Consider the following 17,668-nt stretch of genomic DNA (forward strand, 5'->3'; position numbering starts at 1 on the left):
TTAATTCTGAGACTCGAAGGCCTTGCAGGGGTCTTCGCGTTCGGCCGCGGGGCTGTCAATCACCGCGTCAAATTCACCGGTCACGACACCGTCTTCGGCCTGCCCAAGAACAAAGACCTTAAGGCCCGGACGCAGGCGCGACAGAAAGGTCGGAATGCCCTGATCCTTGCGCGCGTGCCCGTTTCCGGTAATCACCGCCACCGGACCGCCAGTTTCATCAATTGCACGCAGAATGGCCCGGGTCAGAACAGCATCGCGCAGACGCTGGATCGCCACCAGTTGCGGCAAAGCCTCGGCCGGAAGTGCGTTGCAATGCGCTGCCAATTGCTCGGCCTCGCGCGCCGCCTGATCCTCGGGTGCCAAGGGAATGTTCAACCCATATCGCGCCGCATCCGCGCCCAAAGTCGTTGCGGCACCGCGTTCCATCGCCGCACGCGCAGCCGCGCGCGGCACCATCGCTCCGTATACCGGGGCCTCTGATGCTTGGAAAACAGGGTAATACATGCTGAGCGGCGGCCATCCCGTTTCGGCCCATCTCAGGATGCGTGACAGCTCCTCGGGGTTCGAGGCGGCAGTCTGCGCCAGTCTCTGAGCCCCTTCCTCGGTCACCATTTCCCAGACCATTGCAGACGGATCGATATCCGCAATCGCTTCGGTCTGGACCAGGTGATGCAGCGGATTGTCGTGAACTTCGCCAAGTATCACGACATCGGCGTCCCTCATCTGTGCCAATATATCGTCGGGAATAAGGTCCCCGGCCAGAACTGGCCGGGTCAAAAGTGTCAGCGACAGCACGGCCGCCGTCAGAATCGCAAGATGTCTCATGCGAAGAAGTGTTGCACCTCGCGCGATTGAGCTTCAAGGTTCTTGCGCATCTTCACGAACGCCGCTGCCTCAAGCTGTCGCACCCGTTCCTTGGACAAACCCAGTTCCTGACCCAGGCTTTCCAATGTGCGCGCCGGCTCACGCAGCTTACGCTCACGCACGATGAAGCGTTCCCGATCGTTCAGCGCCTGCATCGCCGTGATCAGCCATTCCCGCAGTTGGCGGGTGTCGTGGCTGTTCTCGACAGTTTCCGCAGCCTGCTCACGATCATCCTCCAACGCGTCGATCCACTCGCGACCATCCTCGTCAGCCGATTGAACGGCGTTCAGGGAAAAGTCTGAGCCGGCCAGCCGGCCGTGCATCATTTCCACATCGCGCAGCGGTACACCGATCTCGGCCGCAATCATCTGGTGCAGCTGATGGCGGTCCAATTCGACGCCATCGGTCGCAGCTTCGCGCTCCAGCCGGGCCTGCACGCGACGCATGTTGAAGAAAAGGGATTTCTGGGACGATGTAGAACCTGTCCGAACCATCGACCAGTTGCGCATCACGTAATCCTGAATGCTGGCCTTGATCCACCACACCGCATAGGTCGAAAACCGGACCCCGCGATCCGGGTCGAATTTGTCAGCGGCCTTCATCAGGCCCAGCCCGGCCTCTTGGATCAGGTCATTCATCGGCGCGCCATAGCGTTTGAACTTGGCCGCCATTGAAATTGCCAGACGCATATAGGCCGTTATCAACCGGTGAAGGGCCTGCTCGTCGCGCTCGTCTCGCCAGGCATAAGCCAGGCGCAATTCGGTTTCCGCATCCAGCAATTCGGCTTTCATAGCCTGCCGGGACATCGAGAAGTCGTTCGGGTTATCCAGTGCCATGCAGCTCTCCCATCTGTCGTAGGCGCCGCCGGTCTTGCCTTGCCGACGTATGGTCGATACGCAAGGGCGCACCGGGTGGATCACTGTAAAGGTAGTAAAAAATGCATCCCGATTTAACCTTTGTGCTGGGTGGCGCGGCATCGGGAAAATCTGCATTTGCCGAGCAACTCGTTGTTTCAACAGGAAAAACCCGCGTCTATCTAGCAACATCACAAGTGTTTGATGATGAGATGCGCCTAAAAATCAGGCGCCATGTGGATCAAAGAGGCGACAGCTGGTACACGATCGAAGCCCCGATGGACCTGCGCCCGGCGCTGGCGGGGCTGAGCCGGGATCAGGTCTGTCTTATCGATTGCGCCACGATGTGGCTCAGCAATCACTTGCTTGCCGACAGCGATCTTGAACAGGAACAGGCCGCCCTTCTGGCCGCGCTACGGACCTGCCCCGCGCAGGTCGTTATCGTCTCGAACGAAGTGGGGCACGGTATCGTTCCCGACAATGCGCTGGCCCGCAAATTCCGCGAGGCGCAGGGGCGGTTGAACATCGCCCTCGCCGCCCAAGCCGACCTTGTGGTTCAGGTCATCGCGGGTCTGCCGCAGGTTTTGAAAGGCCAGTTGCCGTGACCCGGTTGCATCTTGTCCGCCATGGCCCGACCCATGCCAAGACAATGGTGGGCTGGTCCGACATTCCCGCCGACCTGAGCGACCACGCCGCCCTCGCGCGCCTGCATGACCACCTGCCGCAGGATGCGCTGGTCATTTCGTCGGACCTGTCGCGCGCCGCGGACACGGCCACGGCCATTCAGGGCACGCGCCGTCGGCTGCCGCACCATCCCGACCTGCGCGAGATCCATTTCGGCACGTGGGAGATGCGCGCATTCGCCGAGATCGAGGCCGAAGACCCCGAATTGGCCTTTGCCTATTGGGACAGCCCCGGCGACGTGCGCCCGCCCAACGGCGAAAGCTGGAACGCGGTCCGCGCGCGGGTCGACGCGGCGATCGACAGGTTGATCGGTATGCATACCGGCGCCGATCTGGTCATCGTGGCCCATTTCGGCGTGATCCTGACCCAGGTACAGCGCGCCCTTGACCTGGATGCGCAACAGACCTTTGCCCATCGCATCGACAACCTCTCGGTGACCGAACTGGCCTTTGACGGCAAAACCTGGTCGGCCGGCCGGATCAATCATCTTCCGTGAACACGGGGCGCACAATTCAGCGTTTTACTGATATCGGGCGTTCGGCCATCCTCGGGCCATGACCTATGACCTTTTCATCGGGGACCGCCTGTTTTCCAGTTGGTCCATGCGCGGCTGGCTGATGCTGGAAAAATTCGGCCTGCCCTACACGACCCACATGATTGGCCTGTATTCGGGCACGATGGCCCAGGACATGCAGCCGCTGGCCCCGGCCCGTCTGGTCCCAGCGCTGCGCCTGCCCGACGGCACGGTGGTCGGTGAAAGCCTCGCCATGGCCGAGACGCTCGCCGAACGCCACCCCGATGCCGGGCTGTGGCCGCAAGACGCTGCCGCCCGCGCAACCGCCCGTTGGCTGTGTGCCGAGATGGTCGCCGGGTTCCACGCGCTGCGGTCGGCCTGCCCCATGCAACTCAAACACCGCTGGAAAGGGTTCGAGCCGTCCGGCGAAACCCGCGCCGATTTGACCCGGATCGAGACCCTGTGGGCGCATGCGCGCAAAATCTCAGGCACGGAGACCGGCCCATTGTTCGGCAGCTATTCCCTGGCCGATGTGTTCTATACGCCGGTCGCAGCCCGGATCATCGGCTACGGTCTGCCCGTGTCCGTGCAGAACCACGACTATTGCATGGAATTGTTGTCAGACCCGGCGGTTCGGCAATGGCGCGCGATGGGGCTGACGGTCGACTACGACCCGTTCCCCTATGACCAGCCGCTCGACGCCGAGCCCTGGCCGATCGGAGGAGCCTCGACGGCCCGCGCAGTTGAGGCGGCGTCATCGGTCAATGACCTCTGCCCTTATTCCGGCAAGCCGGTGACCGCATTTCTAGAGCTGGATGGAAATCGATGGGGCTTCTGCAACACCTTCTGCCGCGACAAAACCGTGGCCGACCCCGGCGCATGGCCGAAATTCACGCAAATGATCCGGCAGGCAGTGTGACCGTTAACCATTCCTAAACCGGCGCCATGGCAGCAAGGTCCTGTTAACCAAGAACAGGATCGCCATGGTCGCCCGCGCTCATACCGTTGCCTTTCAGGGGGTCGAGGCCCGCCCGGTCGAGGTGCAATGCGCCGTTTCCCCCGGGCTGCCCGCCTTTTCGATCGTCGGCCTGCCGGACAAGGCCGTGTCCGAGGCCCGCGAACGCGTGCGCAGCGCGCTTGGCGCGATGGCCATTGCGCTGCCCTCCAAACGCATCACGATCAACCTGTCGCCCGCCGACCTGCCCAAGGAAGGCAGCCATTTCGACCTGCCGATCGCGCTGGCCCTGCTCTGTGCCATCGACATCCTGCCCGCCGACGCCGTGGAAGGCACCATGGCTCTGGGCGAGCTTTCGCTGGACGGCTCATTGGTGCCCGTGGCCGGCGCTCTGCCCGCCGCGATGACCGCGGCGGCTGAGGGCCGCACGCTGCTGTGTCCGCGCGCGTCTGGTGCCGAGGCGGCCTGGGTCGACGCGACCCAGGTGATCGGGGCCGCGTCCCTGGCCGACGTCGTGCGCCATTTCACCGGCCAGTCGCCCCTGCCGGTCGCCCAGCCCGGCGAGGTCAGGTTGGAGCCCTCGACCCGCGATCTGCGCGACGTCAAAGGGCAGGAACGGGCAAAACGCGCGCTGGAAATCGCAGCGGCCGGCCGTCACCACATGATCATGATCGGCACGCCGGGGTCAGGCAAATCCATGCTCGCCGCCCGCCTGCCCGGCATATTGCCGCCGTTGACGCCCACCGAGGCCCTCGAGACCTCGATGATCCAATCGCTGTGCGGCATGCTGGACGAAGGCGGCCTCAGCCGGACCCGCCCGTTCCGCGAACCGCATCACACGGCGTCGATGGCGGCGATCGTGGGCGGCGGAAAGGGCGCGAAACCTGGCGAGATTTCCCTGGCCCACAACGGCGTGCTGTTCATGGACGAATTCCCCGAGTTTCCGCGAACGGTTCTGGAAACCCTGCGCCAGCCAATCGAGACCGGCGAGGTCATGGTCGCCCGCGCCAACGCCCATGTGAAATACCCCTGCCGGTTCATGCTGGTGGCGGCGGCGAACCCCTGCAAGTGCGGATATCTCAGCGATCCGTCCCGCGCCTGCTCGCGCGCGCCGATCTGCGGCGAGGACTATCTGGGCCGCATATCGGGGCCGTTGATGGACCGGTTCGATCTACGGATCGAGGTGCCGCCCGTAGGCTTTACCGACCTCGACCTGCCGCCATCCGGAGACAGCTCGGCCACCGTCGCCGCGCGGGTGCAACAGGCGCGCGTTGTTCAGGCCCGGCGCTTTCAGGACACGCCCGGGATTCGCCAGAACGCCGATATCGAGGGCAATCTGCTGGAAGAGGTCGCCGCACCTGACGCCGAGGGCAAGGACCTGCTGGTCAAGGCGGCCGAGCGGTTCGGCCTGTCGGCACGGGCCTACCACCGCATTCTGCGCGTGGCCCGCACCATTGCCGATCTGGAGGGCGCGCCCGATGTGCGTCGCCCCCACGTGGCCGAGGCGCTGAGCTATAGGATCAGCGCCCGGGTTGCGGCCTAGACCTTGGCCTCGATCGCCTGCCAGATCTTTTCGGCGATATTGGTTCCGTTGAACCGCTCCAATTCCTGGATTCCGGTGGGCGAGGTCACGTTGATTTCGGTCAGATAGTCGCCGATAACGTCGATACCTACAAAGATCTGGCCCTTTTCCTTCAGCAGCGGACCGATGGCCGCGCAGATCTCAAGATCGCGGTCGGTCAGCCCGATCTTTTCGGGACGGCCACCCACATGCATGTTCGACCGGGTCTCACCCTCGGCCGGAACGCGGTTGATCGCGCCGACCGGTTCGCCATCGACCAGGATCACCCGCTTGTCGCCGTTGCGCACATCCGGCAGGAATTTCTGAACGATCAGCGGCTCGCGCGAGAAACCGGTGAACAACTCATGCAACGAAGTCAGGTTGCGGTCATCGGCATCCAGCCGGAACACGCCGGCCCCGCCATTGCCATAGAGCGGCTTGAGGATGATGTCGCCGTGCTTTTCCTTGAACGCCTTGATCGTCTGCAGATCGCGGGCGATCGTGGTGGGCGGAGTCAGGTCGGGAAAATCCAGAACCAGCAGTTTTTCCGGATAGTTGCGCACCCAGAACGGATCATTCACCACAAGAGCCTGCCCACGCAACCGATCCAGCAGATGGGTGGACGTGATATAGTGCATGTCGAACGGCGGGTCCTGCCGCAGCCAGACGACATCGAAATCCGCCAGATCAACCTCGCGCTCAGGCCCCAGAACCGCCGGCTGGTCCGCAACCCGCTGCACCGTCATGTCGTGACCGCGGGCGGTGATGCGCCCCTCTTGATAGGCCAGCTGATCGGGTCCGTAGTAAAACAGTTGGTGCCCACGGGCCTGGGCTTCTTCGGCCAGCCGGAACGAGCTGTCTGCATTGATGTCCACGGCCCCGATCGGGTCCATCTGAAAGGCGATTTTCATGGCTTGTCCCTCGTAGTCACGCCAGATACATGGCCCAGCGGGGACGGGTGTTCAATGGCGATCAGCCCTGACCAAAGGCGTTTTCGACGATTTGTACTGCGCCCGTTGCATCCACCAGAGCCGCGTCGAACCGGACATTGGTCAGCTGCCCGCCCGGTTCCTGCGCCAAATACTGCGCCGCCGAGGCGCATATCCGGTCGATCTGCCGCTTGCTGATCCGGGCGGCGGCGCTGTCAAAGGTTTGGCTTTTCTTGACCTCGACGAACACAAGGCCCTGTGCATCCCGGACGATCAGGTCGATCTCGCCACCCGCGCCGCGCCAACGCCTGTGACAGACCTTGAACCCTCGGCTCTCGTAATCGGCAGCGACGCTGTTCTCGGCCGCCTGCCCGGAGTGATAGGAAACCGAGCCCTGGACCGACCGTCGCGCCATATCATCCCTTTCCTATCTTCAGGGCCTTCTGGTAGATCGGCCGCCGTGGTAAATCATACATCCTGGACACCAGATCCGCCGCATCCCGCACCGAGTGCGTTTCCAGAGCCTGTCGCAGCGCCTCTTCTACATCCGAATCGTTAACGGCTTGTGAATGGGCACGGTCCACCAGCAAGACGATCTCGCCCTTCACGGTGGCATCTCGATACTGTTCGGACAGCTCTGCAAGGCTAGCCCGCCGGATTTCTTCGAACTTCTTGGTCAGTTCACGACAGACCGCGGCCTGACGCTCGCCACCCAGAACCTGCGCCAGATCCGACAGGCACGCCCCCAAACGCTTGGGAGATTCGTAGAACACCAGCGTCCCGGGAACATCCCGCAACGCCTCGATCCGTGTTCGGCGGGCGCCGGACGCATTCGGCAGGAATCCGGCGAAAAAGAAGGCGTCCGTCGGCAAGCCTGCCAGGGTCAGCGCCGTAACGACGGCTGACGCTCCAGGGGCGCAGGTCACGCTGAACCCGGCCTCGGCCGCCTTCTTGCCCAGATCATAACCCGGGTCGGCGATCAGGGGCATGCCGGCCTCGGACGCGTAGGCCACGGACTTGCCTTGGGACAGTTCGGCAATCAGTTTTTCACGCGCAGCCGTGCCGCTGTGGTCGTGATAGGCCAGGATGCGCCGCCCTTCGAGGGGTACACCGTGAATCTCCATCAATCTGCGCAGGCTGCGTGTATCTTCCGCCGCGATCACATCAGCCGAGGCCAGAACGTCCAGCGCCCTGAGCGTAATGTCGCGCGCCGTTCCGATCGGAGTGGCAACAAAATACAGCCCCCCAGCCAATCTTACCTTTTGGAAATTCAAAGCTGGACCCTCGCAGCGTGACGTTTATTATCGCGGCGTGATAGAACAGCAGCGTTCTTTGCCGCCGGATCAGGGAGTTTTCATTTAGATGTTTACCGTTTGCAAGCCCGTTCGCAAACTGGCGAAATTCGCCATCGGCCTGGCCACGGCGGCATTTTTGGCCGCCTGCGAACCCGGCGCCACCGGGCGCGGACCGTCGATAGACACGTCAGAGCCGATCCCCGTTGCCCTGCTGGTGCCCAAATCGGGCGACGCCGCGTTGGCGCAAAGCCTTGAGAACGCTGCACGGCTGGCCATGGCCGATCTGAACAACGTCAAGATCGATCTTCGCGTCTATGACACTGCCGGCAATCCGAACACGGCAGCCGCAGTTGCACAACAGGCCGTTGCCGACGGCGCAAAGGTCATTCTGGGGCCGGTCTACGCGCAGGCTGCAAATGCTGCCGGCCTTGCGGTTCTGAGCAAGAACGTGAACGTTCTGTCCTTCTCGAACAATACCAGCATTGCCGGCGGAAACGTGTTTGTCCTTGGCCCGACCTTCGACAACACGGCCAACCGGCTTGTCAGCTACGCCGGCAAACAGGGAAAGAAAAGCACCGTCATCGTGCACAGCAACGATGCGGCAGGCCAATTGGGCCAGGCGGCAATCTCGAACGCACTTGGCAACAGCCGTGTGGCGAATGCGGGTGTGGTCGGTTTTGATCGATCTCAGCAGGGCGTGATCGACGCCATTCCTGCGATCAAGGCAACTGTGGACTCGACGGGGGCGGATTCGCTCTTTTTGACCGCCACGACCGCCGGCGCGCTGCCGCTTTTCAGCCAGTTGCTGCCCGAGGCCGGTGTCTCACCGGCAACCGTGCAATATATTGGCCTGACACGCTGGGACATTCCGGCCCAGACGCTGGAACTGCCGGGCGTGCAGGGCGGATGGTTTGCCTTGCCTGACCCTGCCAAGGCCCAGGCCTATCGCGTACGCTATAACGCGACCTATGGCGAGGCCCCGCATCCGATCAGCGGCCTGGCCTATGACGGCATCGCCGCCATCGGCGCTCTGGCCAGCCAAGGGAAGTCCAATGCCCTCTCCGCCGCGGCCCTGACCCAGAATGCCGGGTTCCAGGGTGTTGGCGGTATTTTCCGTCTGCGCCCGAACGGTACGAATGAACGAGGTCTGGCCGTGGCCACGATCCAGAACAAACAGGTAGTTGTGATTGACCCTGCCCCGCAAAGCTTCTCTGGCGCCGGTTTCTGATCAGCTTGTGACGATCCCCGCGCCGGCTGGCGCAATGATCTGCGACGCCAGCGAAATCTTCGATGGCGAAAAGGTCAACGCGCTGCTGTCGAAGGCCCTGAAAGACATTCCGGAAACGGCCGCAGCCCGAAACGAGGCCGTCCGGATCCTGCGGGACGCTCAGAAATCCGGGCGTCAGGCCATCGAAGAGGCATTCGCCGCCCGGCCCTTCGACGCCCGGCCTTTGACGCGATCCTACACCTATCTGACCGATGGGCTGGTCTGCGCCGCGATGACTGTGGCCGGACAGCATCTGCATCCATTGGCCAACCCGACCCAGGGCGAGAAGATGGCGGTTTTGGCCGTGGGCGGCTATGGGCGCGGCGAGATGGCGCCGTTTTCGGATGTCGATCTGCTGTTTCTGACTCCCTACAAGATCACCGCCTGGGCCGAGAGCGTGATCGAGTCGATGCTGTACATCCTGTGGGATCTACGGCTGAAAGTCGGGCATTCCTCGCGCACGATCCGTGATTGCCTGCGTCTTGGAGACGAGGATTTCACGATCCGGACAGCGATGCTGGAACAGCGCTATCTGGCCGGTGATCGGGACCTGGCCGATGAGCTGGAAAGCCGGCTGAAATCCGAGCTGTTCAAAGGAACCGAGCGCGAATTCATCGAAGCCAAACTGCATGAACGCGACGAACGCCACCACAAGCAGGGCGAGCGTTACATGGTCGAACCGAACGTGAAAGAAGGCAAAGGCGGCCTTCGTGACCTGCAGTCGCTGTATTGGATCGCCAAATACATCTACGGCGTTCACGACGTGGCTGAACTTGTCCCACTGGGGCTGTTCACCCAAGACGAATTCAACACGTTCGTGCAGGCCGAAGACTTCCTTTGGGCCGTACGTTCGCATCTTCATCTGGTGACACGGCGCGCAACCGAACAGCTGACCTTTGATCTGCAGGTCGAGGTGGCCGACCGCATGGGTTACGAAGACCGAGCGGGCCGCCAGGCCGTCGAAGTCTTCATGCAGCGGTATTTCCGAGAAGCCACGAAGGTTGGAGAGTTGACACGGATCTTCCTGACCAAGCTTGAAGCGGCACATATGAAGAACGCGCCGTTGCTGGAACGCATCTTCAGCCGCAAGCCACGGGTCAAGCAGGGCTATAGGGTTGTTCATGGCCGGCTGGATGTGGCCGACCCCAAAAGCTTTTTGTCCGACAAGCTGAATCTACTGCGTCTGTTCGAAGAAGGTCTGCGCACGGGTATGCTGATCCATCCCGATGCGATGCGGCTGGTCACGGCCAACCTGCACCTGATCGATGACGAAATGCGCAACGACAAAGAGGCGAGGCGCATCTTTCTGGATCTGATGTTGAAACACGGCAATCCCGAACGCGCGCTGCGCCGCATGAACGAGCTGGGCGTTCTGTCGGCCTTCATCCCCGAGTTCGAGCCCATCGTGGCGATGATGCAGTTCAATATGTACCACAGCTACACGGTGGACGAGCACACGATCCAGTGCATCATCAACCTGGCGCAGATCGAGCGGGGCGAACTTGTCGAAGCGCTGCCGCTGGCCTCGTCGATCCTCGAGGGTGGAGTGAACCGGCGTGTGCTTTACGTCGCTCTGCTGTTGCACGACATCGCCAAGGGCCGCCCCGAGGATCACTCGATCCTGGGGGCCAAGATCGCACGGACGGTCGCGCCTCGGCTGGGGCTGAACAAGAAAGACTGCGAAACCGTCGAATGGCTGGTGCGGTATCACCTGCTGATGTCGGACATGGCGCAGAAGCGTGACATCTCGGACCCGCGCACGGTGCGCGACTTTGCCAAGGCGGTTCAGACCGTCAAACGGCTGGATCTGCTGACGGTTCTGACAGTCTGCGACATCCGCGGCGTTGGGCCGAACACCTGGAACAACTGGAAGGCTACCCTGCTACGGGCCTTGCACGCGGAAACCAAGCGCGCGCTGGAAACCGGCATGGAGGACCTCAACCGTGCCAATCGCGGCGCCGAGGCCAAGAAAGCGCTGCGTGACGCGTTGTCAGCCTGGTCCAAGGCCGACCTCAAGACGGAAACCGGGCGGCACTACGATCCGTATTGGCAGGGGCTCAACCTCTCGACCCATGTCGAGTTCGCCGAAATGCTGCGCGCCCTTGAAAAAAGCGCGGATCCGGCGGCGATGGAAATCCGGCTACACCCGGACGAAGACCGGGATGCGACCCGGGCCTGTTTTGCCATGGCCGACCATCCCGGCATCTTTTCCCGGATTGCGGGTGCACTGGCACTTGTGGGCGCAAACGTAGTCGATGCCCGCAGCTATACCACCAAGGACGGCTACGTGACTGACGCGTTCTGGATTCAGGACGCTGACGGCCATCCATTCGAGCTGTCGCGTCTGCCGCGCCTGACCCAGATGATCCACCGCACCCTCAAGGGCGAGGTGGTGGCCCGCGAGGCGCTCAAGTCCCGCGACAAGATCAAGAAGCGGGAAAAGGCGTTCAACGTCCCGACGCACATCACCTTCGACAATGAGGGGTCCGAGATCTACACGATCATCGAAGTCGACACCCGCGACCGGCCGGGCCTGCTCTACGATCTGGCCCGGACCCTTGCCGCCGCCAATGTCTATATCGCCAATGCCGTGATCGCGACCTATGGCGAGCAGGTAGTGGATACGTTCTACGTCAAAGACATGTTCGGGCTCAAATACCACTCGGAAGCCAAGCAGAGGACGCTGGAAGCCAAGCTGCGCACCGCGATCACCGAAGGCGCCGAGCGGGCGGCCTCATGAAGCAGATCCGCCTGTTCTCGGGCCTGTTCACGGTTGGGTTCTGGACACTTGCCAGCCGTATTCTGGGCTTTCTGCGGGAAATCCTGCTGACAGCCTATATCGGGCCGGGGCCGGTCATGGATGCTTTCGTCGCAGCCTTCCGCCTACCCAACATGTTCCGCCGGTTCTTCGCCGAGGGCGCTTTCAACGCAGCCTTCGTTCCGATGTTCTCGAAACGGCTGGAAGGGGGCGAAGACGCGCAGGGGTTTGCGCAGGATGCGTTCAACCTGCTGGCGGCGGCCGTTCTGGCGCTGGTCGGGCTGGCCATGGTGTTCATGCCGGGGCTAGTCTGGCTGACGGCTGAGGGGTTTTATGGCGACGAACGTTTCGATCTGGCGGTCGGGTACGGATATGTCGTCTTTCCCTACATCCTGTTCATGTCTCTGGCCGCGCTGTTTTCCGGGGTTCTCAATGCCACAGGGCGCTTTGCCGCCGCGGCGGCGGCGCCGGTCCTGCTGAACATCTTCGCCTGCACGGCACTGATCGTCGGCGCGGCAACCGGTGGCGAGGTCATCCGTTGGCTCATCGCCGTCATACCCATTGCCGGGGTCGCTCAACTGGCGCTGGTTTGGGTCGCCACAGAACGCGCGGGAATTCGCATCCGGTTCGGCCGGCCGAAGCTCAGCCCTGAAATGAGCAACATGGTTCGGATCGCGGTACCGGCGGCACTTGCCATGGGGGTGACGCAGGTCAATCTCGTTGTTGGGCAGCTGGTCGCGTCAAAGACCGAAAAGGCCATCAGCTGGCTCTTTGCCGCCGACCGGCTGTATCAGCTGCCGCTGGGCGTGGTCGGCATAGCCGTGGGCATCGTATTGTTGCCCGACCTGTCGCGCCGCCTGCGCGCAGGGGACGGCGATGGCGCGCGCAACGCCTTTTCCCGCGCCGGAGAGTTCACCCTGTTGCTGACTATTCCGGCAACCGTGGCTTTCGTGCTCATCCCGGTGCCGCTGGTCTCGGTCCTGTTCGAACGTGGACAGTTCAGCCCCGAAGACACGGCTGCCACTGCGCTGGCCGTGGCGGTTTATGGCATCGGCCTGCCGGCCTTCATGCTGCAAAAACTGCTGCAACCGCTGTTCTTCGCGCGCGAGGATACCCGCTCGCCCTTCCGGTATGCCGTTGTGGCGATGGTCATCAACGCCGTGCTGGCCTTTGGGCTGTACCCGATCGTCGGCTGGATCGCCCCGGCCATCGCGGCCTCGGCCGCCGGGTGGGGCATGGTGGCGCTGTTGGCACTGGGCGCCCGGCGCATGGGCGAGGAGGCCCGTTTCGACGACCGGTTCAAGCGCCGCGCACCCAGGATATTGGCCGCCTCAATCGGAATGGGTGTGGTGCTGATCGCGGCGATGCAGCTGTTCGGTTGGACGTTCGAGGTTCCGGGCTGGCGCTATCTGGCCTTGCTGGGCCTGATCGTGGTCGCGGCACTGTCTTACTTCCTTCTCGGCCACCTGCTTGGCGCGTTCCGTCTGTCCGAGTTCCGGTCCGCCCTGCGAAGGTCCTGACCGCCTCAATCCCGCCGGATACGGCCCACCAGCCGCGCCCATCCGCCCGGCGCCACGAAAAACGACAACCCGAATCCGGTCGCGAAGCCACCCAGGTCGGCCACCCAATCCGAGGTTCCGCCGAAGATCAGCCCGAACAGCAGTTGAATGCCCATCAGCACCGCGATCAACTGGAACGCCCGCGCCTGGTTCTCTCCGACCAGCGACAGCCTGCGCCACAGCAACCAGGTGAATGCGCCGATCAGGCCGTATACCGGCGGAAAGCCCCCGACCAGCGGATAGCGCGGGTCCAGCAGCACCGCATAGGCCAGCGCTCCGCCCACGCCGGACAGCACGAAGATCACCAGCATCGCAAAACCGCCAAAGACCTCGCCCACCATCTTGCCCATCGCCAAAACGAAGACGCAGACAAAAAGCGCCTGGGTAAAGCTGCCTGACACGAAGGGGTAGGTGAAGAACCGGATCACATGCTCGACCGGCCAACGCCCGTTCATCACCATCCAGTCGAAGATGTCGGCCGAGAAGGAATAGCGCTGAATCGCCTCCAGCCGCCAGCCCACCGCGCCCGGTCCGCCGACCAGGCCGCGCGTGCCAAGGGTGAAGGCCAGTTCGATCCCCATGATGAACAAGACCAGCGCCACCACCACGGGTGGCAGGGGGTTCACGGGGGGTGTGTAATTCTCGCTGCTCATTGGGCGGGCCTTTCGCGGCTGTTGACGTCCCTTTGCCTCATGGGTAAGCGACGGAGGCTTATTTTTCCAGACGGGAGTTCCCTTCCATGACCGAGACCAAGTTCACGCCGCGCGTGTTTTCCGGCATTCAGCCCTCGGGAAACCTGCATCTTGGCAACTACCTTGGTGCGCTCAAGCGTTTTGTGGATATGCAGGGGCCGGAGATGGAGACCGTGTACTGCATGGTCGATCTTCACGCGATCACCGTCTGGCAGGACCCCAAGGAACTGGCGCATTCCACGCGCGAGCTGTGCGCAGGCTTTATTGCTGCCGGCATCGACCCGGAACAGTCGATCCTGTTCAACCAGTCGCAGGTGCCCGAGCACGCGCAAATGGCCTGGATCTTCAACTGTGTTGCGCGCATGGGCTGGATGCAGCGCATGACCCAGTGGAAGGACAAGGCCGGCAAGAACCAGCAGAACGCCTCGCTGGGCCTGTTCGCCTATCCCTCGCTGATGGCCGCCGACATTCTGGTCTATCACGCGACCCATGTGCCGGTGGGCGACGATCAGAAACAGCATCTCGAGCTGACACGCGACATCGCCATCAAGTTCAACCACGACTATGGCGTCGATTTCTTCCCGATCACCGAGCCGGTGATCGAGGGCGCGGCGACGCGCGTGATGAGCCTGCGCGACGGGGCCAAGAAGATGTCCAAGTCGGACCCGTCCGACATGAGCCGGATCAACATGACCGACGATGCCGACACCATCGCCAAGAAGATCCGCAAGGCCAAGACCGACCCCGATGCCCTACCCTCGGAGGTGGACGGGCTGGAAGGCCGCCCCGAGGCGCGCAACCTGGTCAACATCTATGCCGCGCTCAGCGATCAGACGGTCGAGCAGGTTCTGGCCGAGGTCGGGGGCAAGCAGTTCGGTGACTTCAAGCCGATGCTGGCCGATCTGGCGGTCGCAAGGCTGTCGCCGATCTCGACCGAAATGGCGCGGCTAATGGGCGATCAGGCCGAGATCGACAGGATCCTGGACCGTGGCGCGGAACGGGCGCGGGAAATCGCGGCTCCGATCCTCAGCCGCACCTACGAGATCGTGGGGATGGTGGGCGCTGACCGCGCCTGAGCACCAGACAAAAACTGCAGCGCCGCCCCTTATCCGGGGCGGCGTTTTTCTTTGCAGGTCAGGCGGCTTGCGGGTGCAGTTTTTCCTCGACGATGGATTCGGCCACCGCATGGGGGCTGACGCCATCGACCTTGGCGCGGGTCAGGATGCGGTCCATCGTCCGCTCCAGCGCCTCGAGCCGCTGACCGACCCAGGCTTCGCGGTCCTTGATCTTCAGGATCTCGGTCGCGACGTTCACGATCCCGCCGCCATTAGCCACGAAATCCGGGGCGTAGATGATGCCGCGGTCATGCAGGCGCTGCGCGTCGGCATCAGTCGCCAGCTGGTTGTTGGCCCCTCCGGCCACCGCGCCGACCTTCAGCAACGGAATGCTGGTTTCGTTCAGAATGCCGCCGATCGCGCAGGGCGCGAAAATATCCGCCTCGGCCGCATAGATCGCATCGGGCGCGACGGCCTGCGCCGCGAACCGGTCCGCCAACCGGGCGGTCTGGCCCGTATCGATGTCGGTGATCACCAGTTTCGCCCCGGCATCATTCAGCAGCGCGCACAGATGTTCGCCCACATGGCCCAGCCCCTGCACCGAGACGGTCTTGCCGCTCAGGTCCGCGGACCCGAACCGATGCCGCGCAGTCACGCGGATGGCGTTGAAGATCCCGCGGGCGGTGATGGGCGACGGGTCGCCGCTGGCGAACGGGCCATCGGGCAGACCGGCGACATATTCGGTTTCGGTGCCGATCTGGGCCATGTCGGCCGGGGTCATCCCCATGTCCTCGGCCGTCCAGTATTGGCCGCCGAGGCTTTGGACCACGCGGCCGAAGGCCTGCAGCAACCGGGGCGTCTTGTCCGCGCTCGGGTCGCCGATGATCACGGCCTTGCCCCCGCCCAGCGGCAGATCGGCCGCGGCGTTCTTGTAGGTCATGCCCCGCGACAGGCGCAGCGCATCGTCCAGCGCCTCGGACGGGTGGCCATAGGTGCGCATCCGCACGCCACCCGCTGCAGGCCCCAATTGCGTGGAGTGGATCGCCACAAAGCCCGAAAGCCCGCTGGCGGCGTCTTTGAATTCGACCACACGCTCGTGATCTGGCGCGTCAATCGTGGTTATTTCCATTTTGCTCCTCCGGAAAGACAGATGGATTCTGCCACATCCGACCGAGCGATTTTCGCCAATACATGCTGGTCAAATTATCTATCTTGGAGATAATAGTAATCTGATCCGATCATATTAGGGATTTTCGCCATGGATCAGATCGACCGCAAAATCGTGCGCGCGCTGCAGCAGGACGGGCGCATGACCGTTCTGGACCTGGCCGAAAAGGTGGGCCTGTCGCCCACACCCTGCGCGCGGCGGCTGGACCGCCTGCGCCGCGACGGGGTGATCACCGGATATTCGGCCCAGGTCGACCCTGAGAAGCTGGGCTTTGGCGTCACGATTTTCGTGTCGGTCGAACTGGAGAAACAGGACCGCCACGCCATCGACGCCTTCGAACGCGCCATCCTGCGCTGCGATGAGGTTATGGAGTGTTACCTCATGACAGGCTCGCGCGACATCCTGCTGCGCGTCGTGGCGCGTGACCTGACCGCCTTTGATGCGTTTCTGGAAAACCGGCTGATGCAGATTCCGGGCATCCGCAACCTGCGCTCCAACTTCGCCCTGCGCGCGATGGTCAAGCGCGACGTGTTACCATCGTCGGCCGGATAATCTGCTGGACCTTGGGCGCGCGCGCTCCTACGGTTCGGCGGAATTGACGGAGGGCACAATGGCAGTCGGCAAGAATATCCGCACTTATTTCGATGGCAAATGGCACGATGGCGATGCCCCGATCATGCGGGCTGCGGACCACGGGGCCTGGTTGGGTTCGTCGGTGTTTGACGGGGCCCGCCGATTTGATGGCATGACCCCTGATCTGGCCGCGCATTGCGACCGGGTGAACCGCTCGGCCGAGGCGCTGATGCTCACTCCGACCGTGACCACCGAACAAATGGTCGAACTGATCCGCGAAGGTCTGGAAGCATACCCGACCGAGGCCGCCGTCTACATTCGCCCGATGTACTGGGGGATCGACGGCGACGCGACCGCGATCGTACCGCAGGGTGACAGCACAGGTTTCGCCATCTGCCTCGAAGAGATCCCAATGGCACCCGAGGCGGCCTCGGTCACTCTGACGACCACCCGCTTCCGCCGCCCGGTTCTGGAAAGCGCGGTCGTCAACGCCAAGGCCGGGTGCCTGTATCCAAATAACGCCCGAATGCTGGCGGAAGCGCGATCCAAGGGGTTTTCAAACGCATTGGTGACCGACGCCATGGGCAACGTGGCAGAAACCGCAACGGCCAACATCTTCATGGCCAAGGATGGAGAGGTGTTTACTCCGGCACCGAACGGAACCTTCCTTGCAGGCATCACGCGCGCGCGGCACATCGACAACCTGCGTCGCGACGGGGTGACGGTTCACGAAACTGTTCTGACCTTCGACGATTTCCACGACGCGGACGAAGTGTTCATGTCCGGCAACATGAACAAGGTCACGCCCGTGACCGCACTGGACGACACGCAATATCAGATTGGCCCTATCACGCGCCGCACGCGCGCGCTCTACTGGGACTGGGCGGCCAGCAACCAATAAGCAACGGTCCGTCGCGGCCCGAGTTGCCAGACACCGAAT

17 protein-coding genes are annotated in these 17,668 nt (G+C 62.9%); 10 read left to right on the plus strand and 7 right to left on the minus strand.

The annotated features are described in order from the left end of the window. Nucleotides 1-825, minus strand: coding sequence for a ChaN family lipoprotein (locus tag ACR0IR_RS14080; protein ID WP_170365334.1), 825 nt, complete (start codon nucleotides 823-825; stop codon nucleotides 1-3). Beyond that, a complete protein-coding gene (locus ACR0IR_RS14085; RefSeq protein WP_093963433.1) occupies nucleotides 822-1,700 on the minus strand; it encodes an RNA polymerase factor sigma-32 in 879 nt (292 codons plus the stop codon). Before ACR0IR_RS14085 ends, ACR0IR_RS14080 begins: the two co-directional genes overlap by 4 nt. 101 nt (nucleotides 1,701-1,801) lie before the next feature. Here ACR0IR_RS14085 and cobU point away from each other — a divergent pair, with 101 nt between their 5' ends. The 4 genes from cobU (at nucleotide 1,802) to ACR0IR_RS14105 (ending at nucleotide 5,414) form a co-directional block, all read left to right on the plus strand. Beyond that, nucleotides 1,802-2,323, plus strand: a complete 522-nt coding sequence (gene cobU / locus ACR0IR_RS14090; RefSeq protein ID WP_170365335.1) for a bifunctional adenosylcobinamide kinase/adenosylcobinamide-phosphate guanylyltransferase — start codon at nucleotides 1,802-1,804, stop codon at nucleotides 2,321-2,323. Further along, nucleotides 2,320-2,898, plus strand: coding sequence for a histidine phosphatase family protein (locus tag ACR0IR_RS14095; RefSeq protein ID WP_170365337.1), 579 nt, complete (start codon nucleotides 2,320-2,322; stop codon nucleotides 2,896-2,898). The genes cobU and ACR0IR_RS14095 overlap by 4 nt, the downstream gene beginning before the upstream one ends. Nucleotides 2,899-2,956: 58 nt before the next feature. Continuing rightward, a complete protein-coding gene (locus tag ACR0IR_RS14100; RefSeq protein ID WP_170365338.1) occupies nucleotides 2,957-3,835 on the plus strand; it encodes a glutathione S-transferase in 879 nt (292 codons plus the stop codon). 64 nt (nucleotides 3,836-3,899) lie between these two features. Then, nucleotides 3,900-5,414 carry a YifB family Mg chelatase-like AAA ATPase gene (locus ACR0IR_RS14105; RefSeq protein WP_170365340.1) on the plus strand — a complete coding sequence of 505 codons (1,515 nt, stop codon included), beginning with the start codon at nucleotides 3,900-3,902 and terminating at the stop codon, nucleotides 5,412-5,414. Here the strand turns inward: ACR0IR_RS14105 and gshB are convergent. From gshB to rsmI, 3 genes are all read right to left on the minus strand, one after another. Further along, complete coding sequence (gene gshB, locus ACR0IR_RS14110) at nucleotides 5,411-6,343, minus strand: glutathione synthase (RefSeq protein WP_170360189.1); 933 nt, start codon at nucleotides 6,341-6,343, stop codon at nucleotides 5,411-5,413. The genes ACR0IR_RS14105 and gshB overlap by 4 nt on opposite strands. Before the next feature lie 61 nt (nucleotides 6,344-6,404). Continuing rightward, complete coding sequence (locus ACR0IR_RS14115) at nucleotides 6,405-6,776, minus strand: YraN family protein (RefSeq protein WP_170365342.1); 372 nt, start codon at nucleotides 6,774-6,776, stop codon at nucleotides 6,405-6,407. 1 nt (nucleotide 6,777) lies between these two features. Then, nucleotides 6,778-7,635 (minus strand): 16S rRNA (cytidine(1402)-2'-O)-methyltransferase, encoded by an 858-nt coding sequence (gene rsmI / locus ACR0IR_RS14120; protein WP_170360185.1) that lies wholly within the window; start codon nucleotides 7,633-7,635, stop codon nucleotides 6,778-6,780. An 88-nt stretch (nucleotides 7,636-7,723) separates the two neighbouring features. On the opposite strand from rsmI, the gene ACR0IR_RS14125 reads away from it, so the two are divergent. From ACR0IR_RS14125 to murJ, 3 genes are read left to right on the plus strand one after another with little or no spacing between them, the layout of a single operon-like run. After that, entirely contained in the window at nucleotides 7,724-8,884 is a 1,161-nt protein-coding gene (locus ACR0IR_RS14125; protein WP_170365344.1) for a penicillin-binding protein activator, read from the plus strand. Beyond that, nucleotides 8,844-11,663, plus strand: coding sequence for a [protein-PII] uridylyltransferase (locus ACR0IR_RS14130; protein WP_254441582.1), 2,820 nt, complete (start codon nucleotides 8,844-8,846; stop codon nucleotides 11,661-11,663). Before ACR0IR_RS14125 ends, ACR0IR_RS14130 begins: the two co-directional genes overlap by 41 nt. Beyond that, nucleotides 11,660-13,201: a murein biosynthesis integral membrane protein MurJ gene (gene murJ / locus ACR0IR_RS14135; RefSeq protein WP_170365346.1), complete on the plus strand. Its 1,542-nt coding sequence runs from the start codon at nucleotides 11,660-11,662 to the stop codon at nucleotides 13,199-13,201. Before ACR0IR_RS14130 ends, murJ begins: the two co-directional genes overlap by 4 nt. A 5-nt stretch (nucleotides 13,202-13,206) precedes the next feature. Here the strand turns inward: murJ and ACR0IR_RS14140 are convergent, their stop codons facing one another. Next, nucleotides 13,207-13,893 (minus strand): rhomboid family intramembrane serine protease, encoded by a 687-nt coding sequence (locus ACR0IR_RS14140; protein WP_170365348.1) that lies wholly within the window; start codon nucleotides 13,891-13,893, stop codon nucleotides 13,207-13,209. Nucleotides 13,894-13,979: 86 nt separating this feature from the next. On the opposite strand from ACR0IR_RS14140, the gene trpS reads away from it, so the two are divergent. After that, nucleotides 13,980-15,008 carry a tryptophan--tRNA ligase gene (gene trpS, locus ACR0IR_RS14145; RefSeq protein WP_170365350.1) on the plus strand — a complete coding sequence of 343 codons (1,029 nt, stop codon included), beginning with the start codon at nucleotides 13,980-13,982 and terminating at the stop codon, nucleotides 15,006-15,008. A 58-nt stretch (nucleotides 15,009-15,066) separates the two neighbouring features. On the opposite strand, the gene ACR0IR_RS14150 is transcribed toward trpS, so the two are convergent. Continuing rightward, nucleotides 15,067-16,116, minus strand: a complete 1,050-nt coding sequence (locus ACR0IR_RS14150; protein ID WP_170365352.1) for a Glu/Leu/Phe/Val family dehydrogenase — start codon at nucleotides 16,114-16,116, stop codon at nucleotides 15,067-15,069. A 129-nt stretch (nucleotides 16,117-16,245) separates the two neighbouring features. On the opposite strand from ACR0IR_RS14150, the gene ACR0IR_RS14155 reads away from it, so the two are divergent. Next, nucleotides 16,246-16,707, plus strand: a complete 462-nt coding sequence (locus tag ACR0IR_RS14155; protein WP_170360173.1) for an Lrp/AsnC family transcriptional regulator — start codon at nucleotides 16,246-16,248, stop codon at nucleotides 16,705-16,707. Between the two features lie 58 nt (nucleotides 16,708-16,765). Continuing rightward, nucleotides 16,766-17,629 (plus strand): branched-chain amino acid aminotransferase, encoded by an 864-nt coding sequence (locus ACR0IR_RS14160; RefSeq protein ID WP_170360171.1) that lies wholly within the window; start codon nucleotides 16,766-16,768, stop codon nucleotides 17,627-17,629. Nucleotides 17,630-17,668 lie beyond the last annotated feature (39 nt).

This window comes from Ruegeria sp. CF2 (genome assembly GCF_056537385.1).

Coding starts and splice junctions, on each gene's coding strand:
- ACR0IR_RS14080 (WP_170365334.1), bottom strand. CDS start 825: ATGAGACATCTTGCGATTCTGACGGCGGCCGTGCTGTCGCTGACACTT.
- ACR0IR_RS14085 (WP_093963433.1), bottom strand. CDS start 1,700: ATGGCACTGGATAACCCGAACGACTTCTCGATGTCCCGGCAGGCTATG.
- cobU (WP_170365335.1), top strand. CDS start 1,802: ATGCATCCCGATTTAACCTTTGTGCTGGGTGGCGCGGCATCGGGAAAA.
- ACR0IR_RS14100 (WP_170365338.1), top strand. CDS start 2,957: ATGACCTATGACCTTTTCATCGGGGACCGCCTGTTTTCCAGTTGGTCC.
- ACR0IR_RS14105 (WP_170365340.1), top strand. CDS start 3,900: ATGGTCGCCCGCGCTCATACCGTTGCCTTTCAGGGGGTCGAGGCCCGC.
- gshB (WP_170360189.1), bottom strand. CDS start 6,343: ATGAAAATCGCCTTTCAGATGGACCCGATCGGGGCCGTGGACATCAAT.
- ACR0IR_RS14115 (WP_170365342.1), bottom strand. CDS start 6,776: ATGGCGCGACGGTCGGTCCAGGGCTCGGTTTCCTATCACTCCGGGCAG.
- ACR0IR_RS14125 (WP_170365344.1), top strand. CDS start 7,724: ATGTTTACCGTTTGCAAGCCCGTTCGCAAACTGGCGAAATTCGCCATC.
- murJ (WP_170365346.1), top strand. CDS start 11,660: ATGAAGCAGATCCGCCTGTTCTCGGGCCTGTTCACGGTTGGGTTCTGG.
- ACR0IR_RS14140 (WP_170365348.1), bottom strand. CDS start 13,893: ATGAGCAGCGAGAATTACACACCCCCCGTGAACCCCCTGCCACCCGTG.
- trpS (WP_170365350.1), top strand. CDS start 13,980: ATGACCGAGACCAAGTTCACGCCGCGCGTGTTTTCCGGCATTCAGCCC.
- ACR0IR_RS14150 (WP_170365352.1), bottom strand. CDS start 16,116: ATGGAAATAACCACGATTGACGCGCCAGATCACGAGCGTGTGGTCGAA.
- ACR0IR_RS14155 (WP_170360173.1), top strand. CDS start 16,246: ATGGATCAGATCGACCGCAAAATCGTGCGCGCGCTGCAGCAGGACGGG.
- ACR0IR_RS14160 (WP_170360171.1), top strand. CDS start 16,766: ATGGCAGTCGGCAAGAATATCCGCACTTATTTCGATGGCAAATGGCAC.